The following is a 22,600-nucleotide window of genomic DNA, read 5'->3' on the forward strand; positions in this document are numbered from 1 at the left end:
CACGTGTTCAGGCGGACGCGGCGCGGAGATCGACGAGGCGCTGCTTCGCCAGCAGGTCCTTCGTCGTGTCGCGCTCCCGGATGAGATGGGCGCGCCCGCCGTGGACGAGCACCTCGGCCGGGAAGCCGTGGCTCAGGAAGAGGCCGGGTGAGGCGGTCGGTCCGTAGGCTCCGGACCGCTCCACCGCGAGCAGGTCTCCCGGCCGTACTTCCGGCAGGCGGACCTTCTTGGCCACGACGTCGTTGGGTGTGCACAGGGGGCCGGTCACGCTGTAGAGGCGCGAGGCTCCGGCGGTCCGGTTTTCCAGGTGGCGGACAGGGAAGTTGCGCTTGACGAAGCTGCCGACGCCGACGGCTGCCATGTGGTGGTTCGTGCCGCCGTCGGCCACCACGAAGCTCTCTCCCATGGACTCCTTCACGTAGCGGGCGCGGACGACGTACGTACCGGCCGTGGCGGTGAGGAAGCGGCCCAGTTCCATGATCATCCGGCAGTCCGGGTTGCGAGCCGAGAAGGGGGTGATGACCTCCGCGAGGCCGGCGCCCAGCGCATCGAGGTCCAAGTCCTTCTCGTTCTCGAAGTAGGCGACGCCGAGTCCGCCGCCGAAGTCGACGGTCTCCAGGGGGAAGCTGAGCTGTCCGGCCAGGTCCTCTGCGGTGGCGAGGATGCGCCGGGTGTTCTCGACGACGTCCTCGTGGTTAAGAAACCGCGTCCCCATGTACGCGTGCACGCCCTTCACTTGGACGTTACGGAGGGCCGCGAGGCGGTGCTTGGAACCGCGCAGTTCGGCTTCATCGATGCCGAACTGCCGAGGTTTGCCGCCCATGGCCAGCCCGGACCCCTTGCTGTCGAAGGCCGGGTTCACCCGGAGGAGCACCGGGAAGTCGTCACGTCCTGCCGCTGCCAACAGCGAGTCGAGCAGGTCGAGCTCGTCCAGTGACTCGCAGACAATCGCGTGAATGTCGGCTTCGACGCACGCGGTGAGCTCCCTCTCGTCCTTGCCGGGGCCGAGGAAGATAATGTCGCCAGGATCGACTCCCGCCCGCAGGGCGGTGGCCAGTTCGGCGTAGGAGGAGACCTCGGCTCCCGTACCGTACGAGTTCAGCAGGGCGCAGACGCTGATGTTCGGGTTCGCCTTGAGCGAGTAGAAGATGTCAGCGCCGGCGGGGAGCAGGCCGCGCAACGTGCGGTAGGTGTCCGCGAGGACGTCCGCGTCGTAGACGAACAGCGGGGTGCCGTACTCCTCGGCGAGATCCGCCATCGAATTTCCCTGGACACTGTTCTTCGAGGTCGTCATACGGTTACTGCCACCCGCCGTCGTCTTCGGGTGAGAGGAAAGGAATTCCCCTCTCCACCGGTGAGCTGTCGGAGATGAACATTCGCTCTTTCATGACTCGCCTCTCGCTGGTTTACTGTCCGGCGATAACGAGTCTGCGATGTTCGCAGCGGCGAAGGAAGGGCGGACGGTTGTCCTAAATGGGTCCTGACCTGTTCAGGACTGCGGTCGGATTGGTCATCCGGCCAAAGGGCCACGGCGATCGCGACATTCTCCAGGCTGGACCGTTTGGGACACGCAAAAATGTGCATGCAGGTCCCACGCACCGCCCGGGCGCGGGCAGCGGCGGCGCGTGGCACGGGCGTCGAGAGGAGCCGGGCTCACTCCACGTCGTAGGGGTGGAGGGGCACTTCGGCCCGCCGCAGGGACCAGGCGGCCAGAGGGGTGCAGTTGGTGGTCGCGTGCTGCCAGATCCGCTTCGCCGCCGCCTCGGCCTCGTCCAGGGAGGCGGCGCGGAGAAAGAGGCTGACGACAAGGTGGGGCCGCGTCTGGGTGTGAACGCTGACGTGTTCGACGACGTCCGGCGCCGCGTCGTGGAGCGCCTGCTTGATCTCAGCGGGCGGGTGGGCATCACCCGAGGGTACGAGGGTGAGCTGTACGAGGTACATGAGTGAGGTGTCCTGTCCGAATGGTCATTCCCTTTCGACAGCTTGTCGATCGGCGACGTGCGGGCCGTCACGGCCGGATGAGGCCCCTAGCAGCCGCGTGCAGGCCGGCCTGGAACCGGCTTCGCGCGCCGAGGTGGCCCATGAGCGTCGTGGCGATCCGGCGTGCCGTGCGGCCTGACACGCCCAGCCGCGCCGCAACGTAGTCGTCGGTGTGCCCGAGAGACAACAGCCTCAGGGCTTCCAGTTGTTGCGGACTGAGGCCCTGTTCGTCACTCGACTGGACGCTCTCTCTCATAGGTTGGGCAGCCTGCCAAACATTCTCGAAAAGGGCGTACAGGGACGACACTACGCCAGCCGTCCGAAGGGCCACCGCCCCGGCCGAGGTGTCGTCTGAGTCGACGGCGACGACGGCGATCTTCTTGTCGCAGATGATCAGGCGGTTCGGCAGCGAGGGCACGGTGCGTATGTGGCCGCCGCGTTCGGCGAGCCAGTCTGCGTGCGCGACCGTGGGGGGATCGTTGCGGACGCTGTCCAGGTACACGGTGCGCATCCGTACTCCTCGCGCGAGCAGGGCGTCCGCGATCGGGCGCGAGCTGCGCAGGTTGGCCTCCGTCTGCGCTCCGCCCGGGGCGAAGGTCAGCAGCTCGTCCTGGACCTTGTCGTGCAGCGCCGCCAGGTAGTCGCGCACGGAGTCGACCCCGGTCAGGCGGTGCACCTCGTCCTTGGGACTCTCCTGGGTGAACTCCGACTTGAGCTGTAACGCGGCGGCCTGGACCTCTTGGACGCGCTGCTCCTGGGCCGCGAGCTCGGCCCGTTCCTTGGCGAGCATGATCTCCGCGGCGAGGTGAGGTTCCACGACGTGGTAGCTCTGGGGGTCTTCGAGGGAGTACCGCACCAGGGCCAGCTCGGCGAGGGTGTCGAGTGCTGCCCGTACCTCCTGCTCGGTCAATTCGAGCCGGCGCACCAGCTCGGCCACGCCCTCCTGCGGATGTGCCAGCATCTCGCGGTAGACCACTTCCGCGGTGGCGTCGTTCTTCAGAACGTCCAGCATGTACTTCCCTCTCTGCACCTGTGTGCGGTGGCGGGACGAGAGGGTGCGGGAGCCTGGTGGCAACGACGCCCTGCCCTCGTCGTCTGCAGTGCCCGACGGTTGTCGAGCGGCAGCATTCCGAACTCGCGAGCAGCACTCTGCGGCGCGGGCCGCTTCCAACGCGCGTGGCGATTGCTGGCGTTGGACGCGGTCGCGATGAGCGACGACGGTACGGCTGCTCGCTTGCGACGGTCGAACACGGGGCTCTCCGGCCACCGTGCGACTGGGGCGGGCACCTCCCTGACGGGAAGGGGCGGAGGGGGCAGGAGGGCGTCGGTGTAGAACGGCGCCCGGTGCAACTTCAGTCGGCGCGGCTCGGGTCCTGGCACTTGTTGGCGAGGAAGCGCGCCTTCTTCTCGCGGTTCCCGCAGGTGTTCATCTCGCACCATCTGCGCGTGGCGCCACGACTGGTGTCGAAGAAAGCAGCCCGACACGTCGGGGACGCGCACAACGCCATCCTCCCCTCGCGCGCGCCCGAGACGATGTCGACCGCGTCGGCGGCGATCACGCTGAGGGCGTCTTCGACGGAGGCGGAACCCAGGTACCACTCCTGTTCGCCCCGAGGCGAAAGGACTGCCGAGGCCTGGCCGCCCGTACTGCAGTCATTGATGACCTGGACGGCTGCCGCGGGAGGGCGGACCTGCGTCGCGACGGCGGTGGCGGCTTCGTGGATCGCTTCACGCAGTTGCCGAGCATGCTCCAGCTGGGAATCGCTGCACGAATCGACTTTGAGTCCCTTGACCGCCAACCAGTCGACCAGCCGCTCGGGGACGGGAACGCGTTCGACGGGTTCACCGCAGCGTTCTGTGAGGGTCGCCGTGAAGCTGGTCGCCAGCACCTTGCCAAGACGGAACTCGGGGAATCGCTTGACGAACATGGAACCACCTTAGCCGGTTGCCATGTCGAGGACAAGCAAGAGAACCGCTCCAGGTGGTTCCGCGCTGCTGGAGGGCGCACCCTCCGTCCGTGTCTCCGTGGACGGAGGGTGCACTTCGAGTGTCCTGAATCGGCCAAGGACGATTCAGGACACACGAAGCCTCTTTCTTTGCTCTCTGCGAGCTTGCAGTATCGAAAGGGTCGGAAGAAGGGCCAAATGAGCCGCGAGAAAAAGGTCCTTGGAATTCCGGCCGCCCGCGAGCCGATGAATTGCGCTCCTATGCGGGCAGAAAAAGCCGCCGCTCCCCTGAAAAGGAGAACAGCACATGACTGTCGCTCAGCGCCCCGACCTGTATCCGACCCGGGTCCTCGGTGAGGCCGTTCCCAAGCCGCGGACGGACCCGTCGGTGTGGGGGGAGGCTCCGGGCCCGCTCGACGGCGAGCAGCTCAAGCAGTACGAGTCCAACGGCTACCTGGTCCTCGACGACCTGCTCTCCGCGCGGGAGGTGGACCTCTACCTCTCCGAACTCCGGCGCCTCGGTGAGGACCCTGCGCTGCGCGCGAGCGAGCGCGTCATCCTGGAACCGGAGTCCGACGAGGTCCGTTCCGTCTTCGAGGTCGAGAAGGTCAGCGAGATCTTCGCCGAGCTGCTCCGGTCGCCCCGGCTCATGAACATCGCCCGCCAGGTACTCGACTCCGAGGTCTACATCCACCAGAGCCGGGTCAACTACAAGCCGGGGTTCGGCGGTGCCCCGTTCCACTGGCACTCCGACTTCGAGACCTGGCACTCCGAGGACGGCATGCCCCGGCCGCGCGCGTTCAGCGTCTCGATCTCCCTCACCGAGAACCACCCGTTCAACGGCCCACTTATGGTCATGCCCGGCACTCACGAGACGTTCGTCCCCACGGTCGGGGCCACCCCGCAGGACTACCACAAGGAGTCGCTCCGCGCGGCCGCCCCCAGCGTCGGCTCCCCGGACCGCAAGCACCTGACGCGCATGGCCGAGGAGCACGGGATCGAGCAGATCACGGGTCCCGCCGGCTCCGCGGTGATGTTCGACTCCAACCTGCTGCACGGCTCCAACGGGAACCTCTCGCCGTTCGCGCGCTCGAACATCTTCATCGTCTACAACAGCGTGGAGAACACGCTGGGGGCACCCTACGCTGCGGACGCGCCGCGTCCGCAGTACCTCAGCAACCGCGAATTCCCCTCCCCGCGGGCCATGTAGGGCACCCGCGCCCGTCGCCGTACAGGTGAGGCCATGGTGGCCCCGGCCGCGGCGCCCCTCTCCGGGCGCCGCACGGTCCGGGGCCCGGCTTGCGCAGTTCCGGCCGCTGGTCCGTCGCAGGGGCGACCTCCGACGCATGAGTCACGCGGCGCCCCAGGCAGGAGCGTGGAACCGGCTTGGCCGGTTGCCGGAAGAATCGCGGACTGGTAGAACCATCTTAGATGGTTCACCTTTCGAATCGGAGACTTCATGGCGCCCTCAAAACCCAGCCCTGAGTGCCCTGCAGCCCACCGCACGGCGCACGCACACCCCACCGGGCTCGGAGAGAGAAGACCAACTGCGGATTTAGCAGTCCTGCCGGGCGTCGTCGCAAGGGACCTCCTCATGCTGCGCTCGCCGAAGAAAGCCAACTGAGACGAGGTCTGCCATGACCGGAACTGTCCTTGCCCCAGCGCGGCCCACCGCCGTGTCGAAGAAGGTCCTCTTCCTTCTGCTGCTGGTCCCCATGTTCCTGGGCGGTGTGGACTCCACACTGTTCAACTCCATCGCCTACGACCTGCCAGTCCTGACCGACTCATGGCGCCTGTGGTTCATCGACGGGTACACGATCGCCCTCGCCTCCAGCGTCGTCCTCGGCTCACGTCTGGGCGCACGCCTGGGCCCCGGCGTGACGCTGGCGACCGGCCTCTTCGTCTTCGCCCTCGCGGGGGCAAGTCCCGCCCTGCTGGACTCGGCGACGACATGGACGGCGAGCCGGTTCATCCAAGGCTTCGGCTACGCGCTGATCGTCTCCAGCGTCGCCTCGGTCATCGGCGGACTGCCCGAGACGTCGGAGCGCACCCTCGGCTACTCCCTGTGGATCACCACGTACGCCATCGGAGCCGGTACAGGACCTCTGATCGGCCGGGCGTTCGTCGGCATGGACGCCTACACGATGCTCTTCTGGCTGCCCGCCGCCGTCGCCCTGGTGTGCGGGGTGCTCGCCACCGCGCTGCTGCGCGGCATCACTCTGGGACAAGCCTCGTCGACCAAGGTCGACGTCGCCTCCTCCGCCCTCGCTTTCGTGGGCTTCGGACTCTTCGTGGCCGGTCTGCAGAGCCATGGCGCCGCGTTCGGGCGCCTCCTCGCGACGGCCGCAGGCTGCCTGGTCCTGGCGGTCTTCTGCACGCGGCAACTCCGCTCACGCGACCCCCTTATCGACGTACGGATGCTCAGCTTCTCCCGGCTCGGCGCGCCCTCCCTTGCGCTCGTCGTGAGTTCCGCCAGCTACACGGGATCGGTCTTCCTGTTCAGCGCGGAGGCCGACTCGCTCCTGTCGATCGTGCCGGTTTCGGTCCTGGCCGTGTGGGTCTCCCTCGGCGGGTTCGCGTTCCACAAGCTCCAGGCTCGCTTCACCGCGGTGCACATGCTCCAGGTCAGCCTGGCCACCTGCGCCGTCGGCCTCATCGTGGCCGCCTTCGTCGGCCTGTGGCCCGCTAGCTTCCTGATCGGCCTCGGCGTCGGCGTCTCCATGGCCTCAGGCGACGCTTATCTGCTCGGCAGCGTCCCGCCGAAGGACGTCGCGCGCGCCGCGGCCCTCCAGGAGACGGCCCTCGCGGTGGGTGCGGCGCTGGGCGTGGCCGGCTTCGGCGGCATCTTCGCCGCCACCGGCTCGGTCGTGGGGACGGCCGTCATCACGGCGGTCATCATCGCCATCGTCGTGGCGGCGCTGCGCTGCAACCGGGGCGTCTTCAAGGCGTAGAGTCCGAGCGCCTCGCGAGTCACGCGGGTGGCCACCGGTTCGCCAGTGGCCACCCGCGTTCCGCGATCTACCGGCTGGCCGACTTTCCAGCGCGGCCACCACCGGGTGCGGCCAGCGGGGCACCATCTGGTGTTTGCCCTCGCCTCGGCCGAATGTGTGGCAAAAGGCCCGGTCGGCACAGGTGTTGGCGTCCGGCCGCAGCCACGGCGAGACATCCACGGCCAGCACCAGCCGGCCGTTCGCCGCCCTCGGCAGTGGCATCCCGGCCAGCGCCCGACGTAGCCGGGCGATGTCGATCCGCCCCTGATTGAGCCCGCCGTACAGGGCTCCGTGACCGCGGCGGTGTTCAGGTGCAAGCGCGAGGTCGACCAGCTTCCGCACCGGGCCGTCCGTGCACAACAGTGCGTCGCACAACTCGAACAACGCGTCGCCCCGTGCTGTCAGACACGCGTACAACTCCGACCGGAAGTGTGACACTTCGGCGAACGCATACCGCAGGACGCCCTGATCCACGAAACTCACAACCACGGCCTTCGCGCTGTTCCTCTGTCTTGTGACGAAGCAAAGGATCAGACGAAGGCCGCCTTCAGGTCCGCTGAACTGCGAAAACACCGATCAAGTTCGATCCGCGTTCGATGCCGCACCATAAACGACAAGGTTAGACGCTGTTCGGGAAGATGCCGATTCTCCACATATCGGCAGTCGGACTCTTCTTGTAGAAGACGTTCGGTTGGATAGGCTCGCAGAGTGCGACAAGGATGTCTCCGTGCTGCAGGGTGACGGTCCTGGTGAAAGACGTTCCCCTTTTTCCGCCTCGAGTCACGATGAAGCTTAGTCGGTGTGCCCCTGGATCGAGATCAACGAATTTGGGAAGCCTCTCAACTTTGCTGCATGCCGCAAGAGACTCTTCATCCTTCCTGATCCACACGGTGCTCCAATTCGGCGACATGCTGCGAGGTGGTTCGCGGATATCTGCACTGAGTAGGACACCAGTGCGGCCTCTGCTGAAGGCGCGCCGTAGACGGATTCGGGCCCCCCAAGGGATCCTGTCGCCTTGCTTCAAATCTGTCACGTCAAGCGTGCTGTCTGTCATCCTTGAGATCTCCCCGGATTTCCATCAGTCTCTGTCTGTCATGTTTCCACCAGATATAGTTCCAGCGCCTGTCCATATGATGGATTGGCTGTTGAAACCATGACTGATTCCTCGGGCGAGCTTGGAGGTGGCGTTGAGAAGTATACGCTTCGGAAGCCATTGTCCGACGGCTTCTCTAGCCGCCGAATTCGCCATCTTGGCCGCTCCCACTCCAGCACCAGCCAATCCCAGGCTCGTCACGCCGATGGCGCAGCTTCCCCACTGCCTGGACGCACAGGAGTCGGCCGTCGTCACTGCACCCAACGCGAAACCGCCAACCATCGCAGCCGTGGCGACCCAGCCGAGGGGCGTGATCATCGAGGCTATGCCAAGACCTACTCCAACCCATCCGAGGGCTGTCTGATGATTATGAACCCAACTGGCCGCACCATCCCATGCCTTTCCTGCACCTGACGTGATGCTGCCCCATATGCTGTCCTTCTTGCGGCGCTCTGCTTCTGCTTTTTCTCTGGCGGCTTTGGCGGCTCGCGCCTGTGCTGCTGCTTTGGCTTTTGCCTGTACTGCGGCTTGTGCTTGGACGGCTGCCTTGGCTGCGGCTTGGGCCTTAGCCTGCTGAGGGGATTTGTAGCCCGAAGTGCTGATGGCCTTGCCGTTTTTTCCGATATATGAGCCGAGTTCATAGCGGTTGCCGGTTGACGCGTTTTTGACGTAGCGGGTGGGGTTGTTTTTGCTGGTGCCGGTTCCGCCGATGGGGTAGCCGTTGCCGCAAAGGTCTGCGGGGCAGAGGCCGGTGGGGTCGGATTGGGTTACCGGGTTGTTGTGGGCGTAGCTGTAGGCGTTCATTTGGGCGGGTGTGTTGATGTCGATGACGGGGTCGACGGAGAGGAAGCGGCCCAGGGTGGGGTCGTATTCGCGTGCGCCGAGGTGGGTGAGGCCGGTGGGGTCGTTGGTGCCTTGGACGAAGCCGCGAGTGCCGGGGAATTGTTCGGCTTGTTCGGTGCGGGTCTGACCGAAGGGGAGCTGTTTGCGGCGGGTGACAGCGAGGGTGGTCATGGCGACTGCGGCCATCGCGGTGCCCTGGTGGTCGGGGAGGAGAAAGGAGAAGCCCTTGCTGGTGCGGACGGCGATGGTCTCGCCGCCGTGGGTGTAGTAGCGGACGGCTTCTTTGGTTCCTGCGCTGGTGGCCTTGAGTTCGTTGCCGCCGGGGAGGGTGAGGGTCTGGCTGCCGTCGGCGTCCTTGGCGATCATGCGGTTGCCGTCGGCGTCGTAGAGGTAGCTGGTGGTCTTGCCGGCTTCGGTGAGCGTGGCGAGGTTCCCTTCAGAGTCCCAGGTCAGCTTCTGGGTCCGGGAACCGATGGCGCGCTCGGTGGTGTTGCCGGCCTTGTCATAGGAGAAGGCGCTCGTCTGTCCGTTGTTGGCGCCGCCCTGGACGCTGGCCTGCTGCACGGCGTGCGGCAGCCCGGCCTTGGCCGCGGGATGCGTGTAGGTGGTGGTGGCGTCCGTGCCGGTCTGTGGGCTGGTGGCGTGTTCGACGAGCTTGGTGCGGTTGCCCAGGGTGTCGTAGCTATAGGTCTGCCAGTAGGCATCCGGTCCGCCGACCGTGGCCGTTGACGGGGCCGTGGCACAGTTGGTCTTGGCGGTCCATGCTTCGCCGAGCCGGCCCAGGAGGTCGGAGGTGAAGCACTGGCTGTCGACGCTCTTGGTGGTGTCCTGGCCGCTGGTGGTGGTGATGCCGGTGACGTTGCCCGCGGGGTCGTAGGCGTAGGTGGTGTCGTCGATGCGCTGCGGGGTGAGGTCGCGGTCGGTGGTCTGGCGGGTCATGCGGCCGGTGTGCTCGTCGTAGACCTGAGACCTGTAGACCTTCTTGCCGAGCGTTCCGTACTCGGTGCGCACAGGGCGAGAGAACACGTCATGGGCGGTGGAGTTGACCAGGGTGATGGATCCTGCGGTGGTCTTCTGGGGGAGGTTGCCCTCGCTGTAGACGGTGGTCTGGCGCTCGCTCGGCAGATCCCCGACGGCGGGGTGCCGGATCCATTCCTGCTGGCCCGTGTACGTGTTGTAGCCGAACGTCCACGTGTACGTGCCTGCGAGCGCTCCCGCCTCGGCGGGGACGGTGACGGTGCTCGAGAGTGGCTCGTAGCTGTCGTTGTAGGAGTCCGTGGCAGTGCGGTACTCCTTGCCGGCGATGAAGCGGCTGCTGCTGGCCGGCTGGCCCTTTGCGATGGTGTCGTAGGTCCACTTCGCCAGGACCGTGTTGCCCTGCTTGGCATCAAGCTGACGGCCCAGAGGGTCGTAACTTGTGGTCAGAGTGATGCCACGGGCATCAGTGGTCGAGGTGGCCTGGCCGAGCTTGTCGTAGACCGTGGTCGTCGCGCCCTTGTCGGGGTCGTCGGCCTTGGTCTGCTGACCGCGATTGTCGAAGGTGTACGTCCAGGTGTTGCCAGCCGGGTCGGTCACCGCGGTCGGCTCGTTGTACTTGCCGTACGCATAGCTGGTTTTCTGTGACGTGGTGCGCTGCGTATTGGTGTATTCGAGCCGTTCGGTGATCCGGCCGCGGGCGTCGGTGACGACCGTGGTGGCGGTGCCGCCCTTGGGCGGTATCACCGTGGTCCGGTCACCGTCGTAGACGCTGCTGGTGCGCCACTTCTCGTCGCCGAATGTGCGGGAGATCGCGGTGGTGACCCGGCCGGCTCCGTCGTAGAGGTTCTCCGTGGCGGCGGGGACCTTGTTGTCGGCTCCGGTCGCCAAGGACTTCGAGGGTGCGCCTGTGGCGTAGTAGGGGGAGTAGCTTTTCCAGATGAAGCCGCGGGTGTCGTACAGCGTCTCCGTGACGACCCTGTCCTTGGTGCCGACGGCTGGAGCCTGGGTTTCTCTCTCACGTAGCAGACCGTCGTAGAGCGTGTACGACGTGGAGTAGGTGCCGTCGTACGCCAGGGCCCTGGTCGCTACCGAGTTGGCGACGGTCTTGGAGATGGCGTAGGTGAATTCGGCGGACGGCTGGGTGAGGTGATCGGCCTTGGGCCAGCCGGGGTTCCATACTTTGAGTACGCGGCCCAGGCCGTCGTGAACGGCGTCGGTTCGTTTACCGTTGGCGTCTACGTTGGCGGTGGCCATTCCTCGTGCGGGGTCGTACTCCACCTTCGTCGAGTGTCCGAGGGCGTTGGTCTCGGTCTTCAGCGTCGGGGGCTCGATAGCGGTCGGGGTGTAGGCGGTGGTGGTCTTGTTGCCGTCCGCGTCGGAGGCGGTGAGCTCCCGCCCGTGCTGGTCGTACGTGGTAGTAGCAGCGGTGAGGTAGCCGGTGCCGGCCGCGTCCTGTTCGTCGAGGCGAGTGACGTCACCCTTGGTCGGAGCGGTGGTGAGGCTGGTTGCGCCGTCGTAGTAGTAACGGGCCACCGAGATCAGGTCGGTCGGCAGCGATGGCGTGCTGTTGCAGGCCTTTGCGACGGTCCTGACCTCCGACGGCAGTGTCAGCAGGTTCTTCTCAGGGTTCTGTGCGTAGCTGGTGGTGGTGCACTCTTCGTCGCCGGTCTTGGCGGTGTCGCCGAGCCGAGATTCTGTGAGAACCTGGCCGTTGATGTCGAAGGTGCGGTCTGTCTTCGTGGTCCGCCAGCCGGTGTTCACTGCGGTGCGGGTCTTCTCCGAGGCGATGCTGGTGGCGTACGCCTTCACCGCGGGCAGTCCCTCCAGCCGGGACTCGGTCGCCGTGGCTGCAGACATCCACGGTTCGTAGCTCGTTGCGGAAATCAGCTTTCCGCTGTCCCCGTCGAACGTGGCTTCTTCCCGGGTCATGCCGGCGAAGGCCGCACGGTCGGTGACTGCTATCCCTTCCTGGTCCTTGACCTGGGCGCCGTCGATGCCGCGGAAGTAGCGGTACTCCTTCAGCGTCCGCTTGTCGGCGCCTGCGCCGGTGCGGACCTGCAGGCGTCCGTATCCCTTGCGGTTGTCGTAGGTGAGGTGTTTGGCCTTGGTGAACTCGTCGTCCTTGGACTTGGCCCAGGCGAGACCGTCGAGGTAGGAGTAGTCGGTCTGCTTGACCGGTGCTCCGCCGGTGTTGTCCGACTCGAGGACCTGGGTGACCACGTAGGAGTGGAACCAGTCGAGGTAGGGCTCGTAGTCCGCGGCCGGTGCGTCCGGAGGGGACCACATGACGGGGTAGCAGCGGCGGGTGTTCGAGGCGGGGGAGGGGACGTCACCGGCTTTGCAGTCGGCGGCCGAGTAGGTGATGCCGATGGTGCCGCCGGTCTCGGTGTCGATGCCGTAGACGCGGTAGCGCACGAGGGGAGGTACGGGATCGGCGTTGCCTCCGGTGGTGGCTCCTTCGACGCGGTTGGCCAATTGCTGGCCCTTGAAGGTGACCGCGGGCAGCGTGACGTCGCCGGTGCCGGTGTGGCCGGTGTGGGTGATCGACTTGAGCCAGAGGGCGGGGTCGGTGCCGTCACCGGTGGAAGGGAAGTCGTGTGCCAGCTTCCAGGTGTCGACGGCCTGGTAGGTGCCACCGGTCAGGACCGAGGTGTCGATCTGGGTGAGCCGCTTGCGGCTCCAGTACGACGGTGAGTAGCGGTCCTTGCACTCGGTACCCGGGGCGCAGTACTGGTCGAACGGTACGTCGGGCCAGTTCTTCGCGTTGGTCTTGTCGAAGGTGCCGCAGTTGCTCAGGCAGCGCTCGGCGACGGTGAAGTCGACCTTTCCGGCCGCCTTCTTGCCGTACATGGTGTTCGAACGCAGGCCGTACTCGATGCTCTTGAGGTAGCCGCCCCGGGTGTAGTCGGTGGCGGTGGAGGCGCCGGTGGTGTCGTTGACGTTGCGGCCGTAGGAGTTGGTCTCCTTCTCCCAGTAGTAGGCCATGGCGTCGGAGTGCGGGTCCACGACGTAGTCGAGGTTCCAGCGCCAGGCCTGCTGGCACCAGGAGTCCTTGAACGCGGTGGCGTGGCAGGGCTCACCGCTCTGGTTGCCGAAGACCGGCACGGTCCACGTGGAGTTGGTCTCCGGTTTGCCCTCGACCCATCCGGGCAGCCGGTTGTAGCCGAAGTAGTAGCGGGTACCGTCGGGAGTCGTCACCCGCCAGTACTCACCGTCGTTGTCACCGTTGCCCCGGTTGGAGCTGGTGAGCTTGACGGCCTTGGTGCCGTCGTCGCCTTCCAGCCGCCACTCGCCCTCAGGATCGTCCTTGACGGAGTCATCCTTGACCAGCACGGTGGTCTGGCCCCCGAGGTTGAGGACGGCGTTGTCCTTCTTCCAGCACTGATCGCCCACCTTGCCGGTGGCGTTGCTGTCCTTGGTGTCCTCGGTGCAGGGGATGTACCGGCGCTCGATGAAGCCGGGCTCCATGGACCACCCGTCACCGATCCAGTTGGCCTGGTTGTTGGTCGCCGCCGTGCGGCCGTCCACCGACTGGGAAGAGTAGGACAAAGACACATCGGGCTGCAGCCCGCCGGGCACCTCGGGGGCGTTGATGTCGTAGGTCCAGGCGAATCCACCGTTGCTTCCGCCAGCCGACCAGGAGGCCGACGGTGCGAGAGAGGTGGCCTTGAAATCGCCGGACGCGCCGGACGCTGCCGCCGTGACCGCCAGAAGAACAGTCTGGCGGTTCGCCGACAAGCCCGTGACCGAGGCATCGGAGGCCGCGGCCTTGCCAACCGGAGCGGTCTCCTGCCTGCTGTCGTCGGACGCGGCCGGGAGGGAAACCGGCGCTGACACGCTTGCCTGCTCCGTGTCGTTGACCGTCTGCAGCATCTTGCCCCTACCGCACGCCTTGGCCCGCGGTGTCGTCAGAGCACATGCGGGCAGCTGCTGCAGCGTCAGGCGCGATGCCCAGTCACCGCCGATGACCTGCCGGAAGCCGCTGTAGTCGATCTGCACGTCGACCTTCCCCGCAGCGCCCGCCAAAGGCTCGACCGCCACGAGGACTCCATCGACGCCCAGAGCGTGGGCCGTCTTCTGATCCAGCACCTGCACCTGCGCCTGCTCAGGACGCCCATCGGCAAGTTGCTTGGCATCAGACGGTCTCAGCTGTACGGGCAAGGAGCCGGCACGGCCCTTACCGACACCGCTGCGCGGCACGGATATCCGTGCGGTACCTGGCTTCGGCCAGGACCCCTTCACGTTCTCCTGGGCGTACTGGGTGGTCCGGTCGGGACGGGCGAGCGTGTGCTTGCCGACTGCGGAGGTAGGGACCGGGTCGGGCCTCTTCAGCTTCAGTAGCTCCAGTTCGGCTGCGGCGGCCACCGGAGCGCCCAGCAGCCCCACCACGAGATAGGCCACGAGCGACAGCGCGACCCAACGGACAGTGCGCACAGGTCTGTTGACCGCACGCATGGAACGGCGAAACGACTTCGCCCGCAAACCTCGCACCGATTCCCCCCACGGGAAGTTCATAAATGTGAAGACCAAGGAGGGACCTTAGCAGCATGCAATGAAACGGCAAACAGCCCCTCCGGTAAGAAGACCGGAAGAGCGTGGGTGAGAGGTGTCGGCGATATCAGACGTGCCCACAATCGCGAAAGACCTGAAGCTAGAAAAGATTCCCCGGGGTTGCCGGTGTGATGCCCCTGAACTGCACATTCTCACCGTACCGGTACAAGTTAAAACGGAATGTAATCGAAGGGTGTGATGTATTTTGTCTCATTCATTCTCTTTGTTGTTCTGGTGGATGTGGACCCCCGAGGTGACTCCATCGGTCCGTTTACGGCCCGGGTGATCGGAGTTATAGGGTGCGGCGGAACGCTGTGTGTAAATGGAAAAGGAAGCGTAATGAGAGTCCACCGGAAGAGACTGAAACGCGCCGCAGTGAGTGCCGCCCTTGCTGCAGTACTCGCCCTTTCAATAGCCACTCCGCTCGTAACAGCCCTACCTGCAAACGCAGTTGAGGCAAAGACGGAAGCGGTAGAGGTCGCGGAAACCACCGCCGAGGCCAAGGCTCTCGCCCGGGCTGCCGAGTCCGGTGAGCCTGTCGAGGTGCTCTCGCAGCGCACCGAGGCATCCCAGGTCTTCGCCAACCCGTCAGGAACCTTCACCGAGGAGCGGTTCGCCACCGCCCAGTGGGCCCGCAAGGGCAACCGGCTGGTGGACATCGACACCAGCCTGCGGCGCGGCCCGGACGGAACGATCGCTCCCGCGGCCACCGGCGTGGGACTCAAGTTCTCCAGTGGCGGCGGGGGGCCACTGGCCACCATCACCCGCGACGGCCGCAACCTCTCCCTGTCCTGGCCCACTCCTCTGCCCGAACCGCTGATCTCGGACGACACCGCCACCTACCCGGACGTGCTGCCCGACGTAGACCTGAAGCTGCGCGCCGGTGCCTCGGGATTCGCTCAGCTCCTGGTCGTCAAGTCCCCTCAGGCCGCGGCCAACCCGGCCTTGAAGACCATCGCATACGGCATGTCCAGCCAGGGCGTTGACGTCACTGTGGACGAGCACGGCAACCTCAGTGCAGTCAACCCCGGCGGCCAGGAACTCTTCACCGCCCCCACACCCCGCATGTGGGACAGCACCACGACCACAACCGACGCCCCGGCCTCCCGGATGGCGGCCCGGACCGCTGACGAGCCGGCCGGCCCCCCGCAGGCCACCGACGAGTTCGAACCCGGACACGGCGCCCAGCAAGCAGCCATGCCCGTCGAAGTCAAAGACGGCACGCTGGAACTGACACCCGACACGGAACTGATGACCAGCACCGATACCCGGTACCCGGTCTACATCGACCCCTATGTCGAGGGTTCCCGCTACTCGTGGACCATCGCCTACAAGAAGTACCCCAACAGCGCCTTCTTCAACGGTGCCGGCTGGGGCGGCTCGGGCTCCTCGACCTCCACCGCCCGCGCCGGATACGAGAACGAGACCGACGGCCTGGCCCGCTCCTACTTCCGCATGAACACCAAGAACCTCTGGAGCACCGACAAGCAGGTCCTCAAGTCGACGTTCCGGATCAAGAACACCTGGTCCTGGTCCTGCACCCACCGGCCCGTCGACCTCTGGCGCACCACCGAGATCGACTCCTCGACCACCTGGAACAAGCGCCCCACCCGCAGGGAGAAACTGGACAGCGTTTCCGACGCCAAGGGCTGGGGATCAGGCTGCCCCGCAGGCAACCTGGCCTTCGACGTCACCTCCGGCGCCAAGGACGCGGCCTCCGGCAAGTGGAACACCATCATCTTCGAACTCGCCGCCAACAACGAGTCCGACGTGTACGGGTGGAAGAAGTTCGACGCCAAGTCCGCCGTGCTCTCAACCGAGTACAACACACCCCCGAGCGCGCCCACCGGCCTCGACACCATCCCCAGCACGAAGAACTCCAAAGGATGCGGAGACACAGCCCCCTACGGCCTCATCGGCAACACCGACATCTTCGTCACCGCCAAGGGCACCGACAAGGACGGCGGCACCGTAAAGGTCCAGTTCAACCTCTGGGCCACCGGACACCACCCCAACGACGACCCCAACGGCGTCATGATCGTCAACCAGACCGTGTCCGTCACCTCGGGCACCGTAGCCAAACTGAAGATCACCAAAAGTACCCTCAGCAAGTACCTCGGCACAGCCGGCGGCAACTTCTCCTGGAAAGCCCGGGCGGACGACGGCAAGACCACCTCGGACTGGACCCCCGCCGCGGGCAAACCTGGCTGCCGGTTCGTGTTCGACCCCAACCGGCCCAGCACCCCGCCCGTGATCGCCTCCAGCCAGTTTCCCGACGGCACCGACGGCTGGCCCTCCGGCACCGGCTCCGTACGCAGCGAAGGAACCTTCACCCTCTCCAGCGGAGGAGTTGCGGACGTCGCCAAGTACGAGTACTGGAGCGACACCGACCCCACCGTATGCACCGCAACACCCTCCACCACAGGAGGAAGCGTCAGCGTCAAACTCACCCCCACCACCTCCGGCTCCAACCACCTCTACGCACGCAGCCTGGACAAGGCCGGCAACAAATCCGACAGCGCCGACTACCTCTTCTACGCCAACGGCCTCAAGCAGGCCGACACCCCCGGTGACATCAACGGCGACGGCAACCCCGACATGTGGGCCGTCGACCAGGACGGCACCCTCCACCGCTACTACGGAGCCGGAGACGGCACCCTCACCGACAACGCCAAGACCGCCTCCGACTTCAACTGGACCGGAGTGAAGATCACCCACCGGGGCGACTGGACCGGCGACGGATACGAAGACCTCATCGCCCTGCGCCCGGACACCACCACCAGCACCAGCCGCCTGTGGATCCACCCCAACAACGGCTTCGGATTCGCCTGCACCGACTGCGAGGGCGACACCACCGACCGCCAGGAACTGACCGTCTACGACCCCGCGAACAACCACTGGAGCGACGCCGACGACATCCTCGCCATCGGCGACGTCGACGGCCCCCTCGACGTCGACAACGACGGAACCCCCGACATCCCCGGCTACCCCGACCTCCTCGTCCGCAACGGCAACCTCCTGTGGCTCTACTACGGAGCACCCGACAACCGCCTCGACACCGACCGCGAACCCGTCCTCATCGGCACGGACGGCTGGAAGAACATGGACCTGTTCGCGCCCGGCGACACCACCGGCAACGGCCGCGTCGACCTCGGAGCCCGGGACCGCACCACCGGCGACATCTTCATCTACCGGGGAAGCGGCGGCGACGGAGACGGCCTCGCCGACCACAGCACCAAGATCCAGGCAGGCAGCCAGTTCACCGTCGCCGCCAACCCCCTCATCACCTCACCCGGCGACGCCGACCACAGCGGAGCGTTCGACATCTGGTACACCCGCAAAACCGACGGCGCATCAAGCCTGATCGCCTACCTCGACCTCGGAACCGACCGCAAGACAAAGGTCCCCGTCGCAGGCGACTGGACCGGATACCAGACCATCAGCTAACAAACCTCCACCACACGATGCACCCCCGACCAGAGACTCAAGGGCCACCGGTGAGCAGTTCCTGAAGCTCCGGCCCCGCACTCCCACGCTTCTCTCTCGAGGACCGCTACGTGCGGGGCCGGACCTGCACCAACTCGTAAACCGACAGGTGCCCGTGGCGATTCGTGAGCGGGTGCGGTTCGGTCTGGGACAAGGGGAAGTGTGGGGCTGGTCTACGGCTATGACATCTATCTGCGTCCTCGGAATGTCGCCCGGGTGTTGGCCGGTCTGGCCGAGCTGGCGCCACCGGTGCGTGCCGTAAAGCCACTTGAGATCACCTTGCCCGGCGGTGACCGGCTCGTTCTCCCGTTCACGTCCCGTTTCGAGAGCGAGCCGGTCGACTGCTCCATGAGCAGCACGCTCGAGCTCGACATGTCCCTCATGCTCGACGTCGATGATGCACTGTGTGAGTACGCGCAGACGAGCGGCTGGCTTCGTTCACTTCAATGGGTTCTGGCTCACTTTCCGTGAGGCGTGCACGGTGAGTGATTGCTGACGCTCGGATGAGCCGCTGGACGTTGCCCGAAAATGATCGCTGGTGACCTTGGTGTGGCTGACAGTTCGGCGTCATGGAGGAAACGACGCTGCAGCTGAAGGAACTGCTGTTCCCGTCGATCGCGGACGTGGCAGTGCTGTCGGTAGACGTGAACAACGAGGCGATACGCATCGAGGTCCGCGTGACGACGATCGGCTCGGAATGTCCGGACTGCGGGAGCTGGTCGAGCCGTGTGCACAGCTCCTACCTGCGGTTCCCAGCCGATGTGCCTACTGCGGGGCGGCGGGTGATCGTTTGTCTGCACGTCCGCCGGTTCTTCTGCCCGAGTGCTTCGTGCGGACGGCTGACGTTCGTCGAGCAGGTGCTGGGGCTGACCCGACGGCACAGTCGGCGGAGCGAGCGCCTGCGTCAGGTGCTGGCCGCGGTCGGCCTCGCGCTCGCAGGCCGGGCCGGTGCACGGATGGCCTGGGTCTTCGGAGTACCCATCAGCCGCAGCACCGTGCTGCGGCTGGTCGCCGCACTGCCCGAGCCGCAACCTCCGGTCCCGCGGGTGGTTGGCGTCGACGAGTACGCCACGCGAAAGGGCCGCGTCTACGGAACGGTCCTGGTCGACGTCGAGACCCGACGCCCCGTGGACCTTCTGCCTGATCGTAAAGCGTCCAGCCTGGCCAGATGGCTCGCCGAACGGCCGGGCATCGAGGTCGTCTGCCGAGATCGAGCTCCCTTCTTCGCGGAGGGCGCCACGGTTGGGGCGCCCCAAGCGGTCCAGGTCGCCGACAGGTGGCATCTGTGGAACAACCTCGGCGAGGCAGCCGAGCGAGCCGTCGCCCGCCACCGCCAGTGCCTACGCGTCCTGGTCCCCGAGCCTGTCGGTCAGAGGACCGAGGAGTTCCCCGAGGAGACAGCGGACTCGCCGTGGCAGAGCCAGCGGTTCGCCAACCGCATCCGGGCCAGGCACGCTACCGTCCGCGCGATGCTGGAAGCCGGCCACAGCCGCCGCGCGATCGGCCGCCAGCTCCACATGACCCACCGCACCGTCAAGAGCCTTGCCGACGCTGCGAGACCCGAAGAGCTTTTCCGCGGCCAGTGGCAGTACAACCGGAGCTCCGCCCTTGACGAGTACAAGCCCTACCTCGACGAGCGCTGGGACGAAGGCTGCACCAACGCCTGGAAGCTCTGGGAGGAGATAGTCCCACTCGGCTACCAGGGCAGCTATGGCATCGTCAGCGCCTACATCAGGAAGAAGCGGACCTCACCCCGTCCGGTCACCGCACGGCCGCCAGCGCCCCGGGTGGTGACCCGATGGATTCTCAGCCGTCCGGAAACCCTTACCGAGCTCGAACAGGTACGGCTCAAGGTTGTGTTGGCCGAGTGTCCCGAGCTCGATGCACTCGCCGGTCACGTGCGGTGCTTCGCCCGGATGCTCACCGAGCGCCAGGGCGAACGGCTCCCGCGGTGGCTCGACGCTGTCCGCGAGGACGACCTGCCCAGTCTCCACAGCCTCGCCGCAGGCATCGACCGAGACCGCGACGCCGTCATCGCTGGCCTTACCCTGCCCTGGAGTTCCGGTGTTGTCGAAGGACACGTCAACTGAATCAAGATGCTCAAGCGCCAGATGTTCGGCCGAGCCGGCTTCGATCTCCTCCGCAAGCGTGTCCTGCTCTACACGTAGGGCCACGTTCCCGAGTTGCAAGAGGTGCTGGCAGATGAGGCTCAGTACGTCATGTGTCGGACGAGCTCCCGTGACTGCTGCTGCAGTGCGGTCGTCCACTCCTTTGCATAGGGATCCGAAGCCGTCTTGAGATAGTGGCTCTCAGTGCGCTTGGCCGCCTGCCAGCTCACCTCGATGTTCGCTATCTCAGCCAAGGCCAGCACCGTGGCAACAAACCCTTCGGACAGGGTGGCCATGACAGTGTGCCTGGTTCTGCTATGCCAAGCGAGCAGGGCATCGACGAACACTGCGAATGTGATGGGGTCGATCTGACACTCATCAGCTTCCATGGGGCCGATGCCGGATGGCAGCCCCACTTCGGCTTGATAGACGGTGACCTGGCTCATGAACAGCCGCGACGCCCCGTTGGACGGATTCCACAGGGTTCGGTCGCCCAAGTCGTAGTACTGGCTCACGTCAGCCTCTCACCGCTGGTCATATGAGGTCGATATTACGGTCAGTCAGCCCTCCACGGAAAGTGAGCCAGAACCCTTCAATGGGCAGCGTTTGTCCAGCAGTCTGGGAGGCAGTTGGCTGTCGATGTGCCCGCCGATGTTCACGAGAAATGGTGTCATTCTGGCCTTCGTGGCTCTTCCTGCTCATGTGGGTGATCGGAAGTCGCTGACGTCGGGGATGATCAAGGGAGAGTCTGGTCTCGCGGGGGGAAGGGGGACGGCGTGATGGCGATCAGTGGGCTGCATCCGGAGAGGGCGGCCAGGCTGGAGGTGCTCGTCAACGAGTGCCGGCCGCTGTTGGCGGGTGACAACGGGATGGCTGCAGTGCAGCGGCTGCTGAGTGAGCGTCGTGTCGAGGTGCTCGATGCGGTGGTGATCACGCGCGAGCTGCTTGGGGCGGGTCCCACGGCGCTTGGTGAGGCGAAGACGATCGTCCTGACGAGTCCGGGCAGGGGGCGCGAGCTGAGGTGGCACGATCAGTTCATGGATGACCTGGAGCAGAGCGGCGGCTTCGACTAGTAGGGCTTTGTTATGTCTCTGGGCAAGTGACCCTTCTGGTGGTTTCCTGCTGGTATGAGGGTGGATGAACTCGCTGCGTGTCGGGGCCGGTTGGAGGAGTTCGCTGGGGAGGTGTTTGCGCCCTTGGCGCGTGCTGACCAGCGGGTGAAGGGCAGCCGGGCCTTGACCCCTGATGTTGGACACACGAGACACTGGATCCTGAGGATCTGAGGACGGACATCTCGTGGTCATGAAGAACTATCCGCCGCAGTTCAAGGCGGACGCGGTCGCGCTGTACGAGTCGCGGCCCGATGCGACGATCAGGTCGGTCGCCGCCGATCTGGGGATCAATCCGGAGACCCTGCGGAACTGGGTGCGGGCTGCCGGGGCAGGCCGTCCACGGGGACGCCGGACGCAGGAACCGGCCCAGCCGCCGGCACCGCTGGAGGCGGAGAACGCGGCTCTGCGGAAGAAGGTCCGCGAGCTCGAGGAGGAACGCGAGATCCTGCGGAAGGCCGCCAAGTATTTCGCCGGGGAGACGCGCTGGTGAACCGCTTCCAGTGTGTCGCTGACCATCAGCGCCGTTACGGCGTGAAGCGGCTCTGCAGCATCCTCGGCGTCAGCCGCTCGAGCTTCTACTACTGGCGCCGGACAGCCGCGGACCGGGCCGCCCGGCAGGCGGCCGACGCACAGCTTGCCGCCCGGATACGGGCGGTGCACCGCGAATCGGACGGCACCTATGGCGTCCCCAGGATCACCGCCGAGCTCCGCGAGACGAACGGTGAGGCGGTCAACCACAAGCGGGTCGCCAGGATCATGCGAGAGTCCGGGATCGAAGGGGTCCGGTTGCGCCGCAGGCACCGCACCACAGTCCCCGATCCGGCTGCGGCCAAGGCTCCGGACCTGATCCGCCGGGACTTCACCGCGGGCAAGCCGAACACGAAGTACGTCGGCGACATCACCTACCTGCCCATCGACGGCGGTAAGTTCTGCTACCTGGTGACCGTCATCGACCTCGCCTCGCGCCGTCTGGCCGGCTGGGCGATCGCCGACCACATGCGCGCGGATCTCGTGACCGACGCCCTGGCCGCGGCGATCCGCACCCGCGGCAGCCTCGCCGGATCGATCATGCACACCGACCACGGAGCCCAGTACACGAGCAGGGCCTTCGCCGAAGCCTGCAGGTCAGCAGGGGTTCGGCAAAGCATGAGCTCGGTCGGGTCCAGCGCCGACAACGCACTCGCCGAGTCCTTCAACGCGGCCTTCAAACGCGAGACCCTGCAAGGACGAAAGAGCTGGCCCAACGAGCGCGAGGCCCGACTCGACGCCTTCAGATGGCTCCACCGCTACAACACCCGGCGCCGACACTCCCGCCTCGGACAGCGATCACCAATCGCCTTCGAGAACGCCTTCCACCCCACACCAACTACGCTGGCACCAGCCGCATAACCCGTGTTCAGGATTCGGGGTCAAGGCCCGCACGCGCCTCACCCCTCGCTCTGGTCCTCGGTACGGTGACCGGCCTTCTCCTGCGCCATGCGGGGTGGTGCAACTGCGCCGAGGTGTACGGAGT

13 protein-coding genes and 1 pseudogene are annotated in these 22,600 nt (G+C 65.9%); 7 read left to right on the top strand and 7 right to left on the bottom strand.

Features of this window, described 5'->3' with window-relative positions:
* Window positions 1-7: 7 nt before the first annotated feature.
* The 4 genes from ACFXPL_RS32215 to ACFXPL_RS32230 form a co-directional block, all read right to left on the bottom strand.
* Window positions 8-1,258, bottom strand: a complete 1,251-nt coding sequence (locus ACFXPL_RS32215) for a diaminopimelate decarboxylase (RefSeq protein WP_384926295.1) — start codon at window positions 1,256-1,258, stop codon at window positions 8-10.
* Between the two features lie 395 nt (window positions 1,259-1,653).
* Window positions 1,654-1,941: a hypothetical protein gene (locus tag ACFXPL_RS32220; RefSeq protein ID WP_384926297.1), complete on the bottom strand. Its 288-nt coding sequence runs from the start codon at window positions 1,939-1,941 to the stop codon at window positions 1,654-1,656.
* A gap of 67 nt (window positions 1,942-2,008) precedes the next feature.
* Entirely contained in the window at window positions 2,009-2,992 is a 984-nt protein-coding gene (locus ACFXPL_RS32225) for a helix-turn-helix transcriptional regulator (protein WP_384926299.1), read from the bottom strand.
* 340 nt (window positions 2,993-3,332) lie between these two features.
* Window positions 3,333-3,908, bottom strand: a complete 576-nt coding sequence (locus ACFXPL_RS32230) for a CGNR zinc finger domain-containing protein (protein ID WP_384926301.1) — start codon at window positions 3,906-3,908, stop codon at window positions 3,333-3,335.
* A gap of 325 nt (window positions 3,909-4,233) precedes the next feature.
* Here ACFXPL_RS32230 and thpD point away from each other — a divergent pair, with 325 nt between their 5' ends.
* Both thpD and ACFXPL_RS32240 read left to right on the top strand, forming a co-directional pair.
* The gene (thpD, locus tag ACFXPL_RS32235; RefSeq protein ID WP_384926303.1) at window positions 4,234-5,136 is read left to right on the top strand and encodes an ectoine hydroxylase; all 903 of its coding nucleotides are present in this window, start codon (window positions 4,234-4,236) and stop codon (window positions 5,134-5,136) included.
* A 427-nt stretch (window positions 5,137-5,563) separates the two neighbouring features.
* Window positions 5,564-6,877, top strand: a complete 1,314-nt coding sequence (locus ACFXPL_RS32240; RefSeq protein ID WP_384926305.1) for an MFS transporter — start codon at window positions 5,564-5,566, stop codon at window positions 6,875-6,877.
* Window positions 6,878-6,958: 81 nt separating this feature from the next.
* Here ACFXPL_RS32240 and ACFXPL_RS32245 read toward each other — a convergent pair.
* A pseudogene (locus ACFXPL_RS32245) lies at window positions 6,959-7,399 on the bottom strand (transposase); the annotation flags it as partial.
* A gap of 595 nt (window positions 7,400-7,994) precedes the next feature.
* Window positions 7,995-14,360: an RHS repeat domain-containing protein gene (locus ACFXPL_RS32250; protein ID WP_384926307.1), complete on the bottom strand. Its 6,366-nt coding sequence runs from the start codon at window positions 14,358-14,360 to the stop codon at window positions 7,995-7,997.
* A 360-nt stretch (window positions 14,361-14,720) separates the two neighbouring features.
* Here ACFXPL_RS32250 and ACFXPL_RS32255 point away from each other — a divergent pair, with 360 nt between their 5' ends.
* The 3 genes from ACFXPL_RS32255 to ACFXPL_RS32265 all read left to right on the top strand — a co-directional run bounded on the left by ACFXPL_RS32255 (window position 14,721) and on the right by ACFXPL_RS32265 (window position 19,957).
* Complete coding sequence (locus ACFXPL_RS32255; protein WP_384926309.1) at window positions 14,721-17,828, top strand: FG-GAP-like repeat-containing protein; 3,108 nt, start codon at window positions 14,721-14,723, stop codon at window positions 17,826-17,828.
* Window positions 17,829-18,029: 201 nt separating this feature from the next.
* Window positions 18,030-18,338: a hypothetical protein gene (locus ACFXPL_RS32260; RefSeq protein ID WP_384926311.1), complete on the top strand. Its 309-nt coding sequence runs from the start codon at window positions 18,030-18,032 to the stop codon at window positions 18,336-18,338.
* Between the two features lie 98 nt (window positions 18,339-18,436).
* Window positions 18,437-19,957 carry an ISL3 family transposase gene (locus ACFXPL_RS32265; RefSeq protein WP_384926313.1) on the top strand — a complete coding sequence of 507 codons (1,521 nt, stop codon included), beginning with the start codon at window positions 18,437-18,439 and terminating at the stop codon, window positions 19,955-19,957.
* A 119-nt stretch (window positions 19,958-20,076) separates the two neighbouring features.
* On the opposite strand, the gene ACFXPL_RS32270 is transcribed toward ACFXPL_RS32265, so the two are convergent.
* Window positions 20,077-20,490: a DUF6086 family protein gene (locus ACFXPL_RS32270; protein ID WP_384926315.1), complete on the bottom strand. Its 414-nt coding sequence runs from the start codon at window positions 20,488-20,490 to the stop codon at window positions 20,077-20,079.
* A 261-nt stretch (window positions 20,491-20,751) separates the two neighbouring features.
* Here ACFXPL_RS32270 and ACFXPL_RS32275 point away from each other — a divergent pair, with 261 nt between their 5' ends.
* Together ACFXPL_RS32275 and ACFXPL_RS32280 are read left to right on the top strand one after the other, a co-directional pair.
* Entirely contained in the window at window positions 20,752-21,048 is a 297-nt protein-coding gene (locus ACFXPL_RS32275) for a hypothetical protein (RefSeq protein WP_384926317.1), read from the top strand.
* 223 nt (window positions 21,049-21,271) lie between these two features.
* Window positions 21,272-22,476, top strand: a protein-coding gene (locus ACFXPL_RS32280; RefSeq protein WP_384926319.1) for an IS3 family transposase whose coding sequence is annotated in 2 segments (ribosomal slippage) — window positions 21,272-21,563 and window positions 21,563-22,476 — 1,206 coding nt in all. Because the reading frame shifts where the segments join, the coding sequence is not laid out codon by codon here.
* Window positions 22,477-22,600 lie beyond the last annotated feature (124 nt).

This window comes from Streptomyces sp. NPDC059092, from assembly GCF_042756365.1.
In the GTDB taxonomy this organism is placed as follows: Bacteria; Actinomycetota; Actinomycetes; order Streptomycetales; family Streptomycetaceae; genus Streptomyces.

Excerpts from the sequence above, each read along its gene's own strand:
- ACFXPL_RS32215 (WP_384926295.1), bottom strand. The coding sequence starts at position 1,258 with ATGGCGGATCTCGCCGAGGAGTACGGCACCCCGCTGTTCGTCTACGAC.
- ACFXPL_RS32220 (WP_384926297.1), bottom strand. The coding sequence starts at position 1,941 with ATGTACCTCGTACAGCTCACCCTCGTACCCTCGGGTGATGCCCACCCG.
- ACFXPL_RS32225 (WP_384926299.1), bottom strand. The coding sequence starts at position 2,992 with ATGCTGGACGTTCTGAAGAACGACGCCACCGCGGAAGTGGTCTACCGC.
- ACFXPL_RS32230 (WP_384926301.1), bottom strand. The coding sequence starts at position 3,908 with ATGTTCGTCAAGCGATTCCCCGAGTTCCGTCTTGGCAAGGTGCTGGCG.
- thpD (WP_384926303.1), top strand. The coding sequence starts at position 4,234 with ATGACTGTCGCTCAGCGCCCCGACCTGTATCCGACCCGGGTCCTCGGT.
- ACFXPL_RS32240 (WP_384926305.1), top strand. The coding sequence starts at position 5,564 with ATGACCGGAACTGTCCTTGCCCCAGCGCGGCCCACCGCCGTGTCGAAG.
- ACFXPL_RS32255 (WP_384926309.1), top strand. The coding sequence starts at position 14,721 with ATGAGAGTCCACCGGAAGAGACTGAAACGCGCCGCAGTGAGTGCCGCC.
- ACFXPL_RS32265 (WP_384926313.1), top strand. The coding sequence starts at position 18,437 with ATGGAGGAAACGACGCTGCAGCTGAAGGAACTGCTGTTCCCGTCGATC.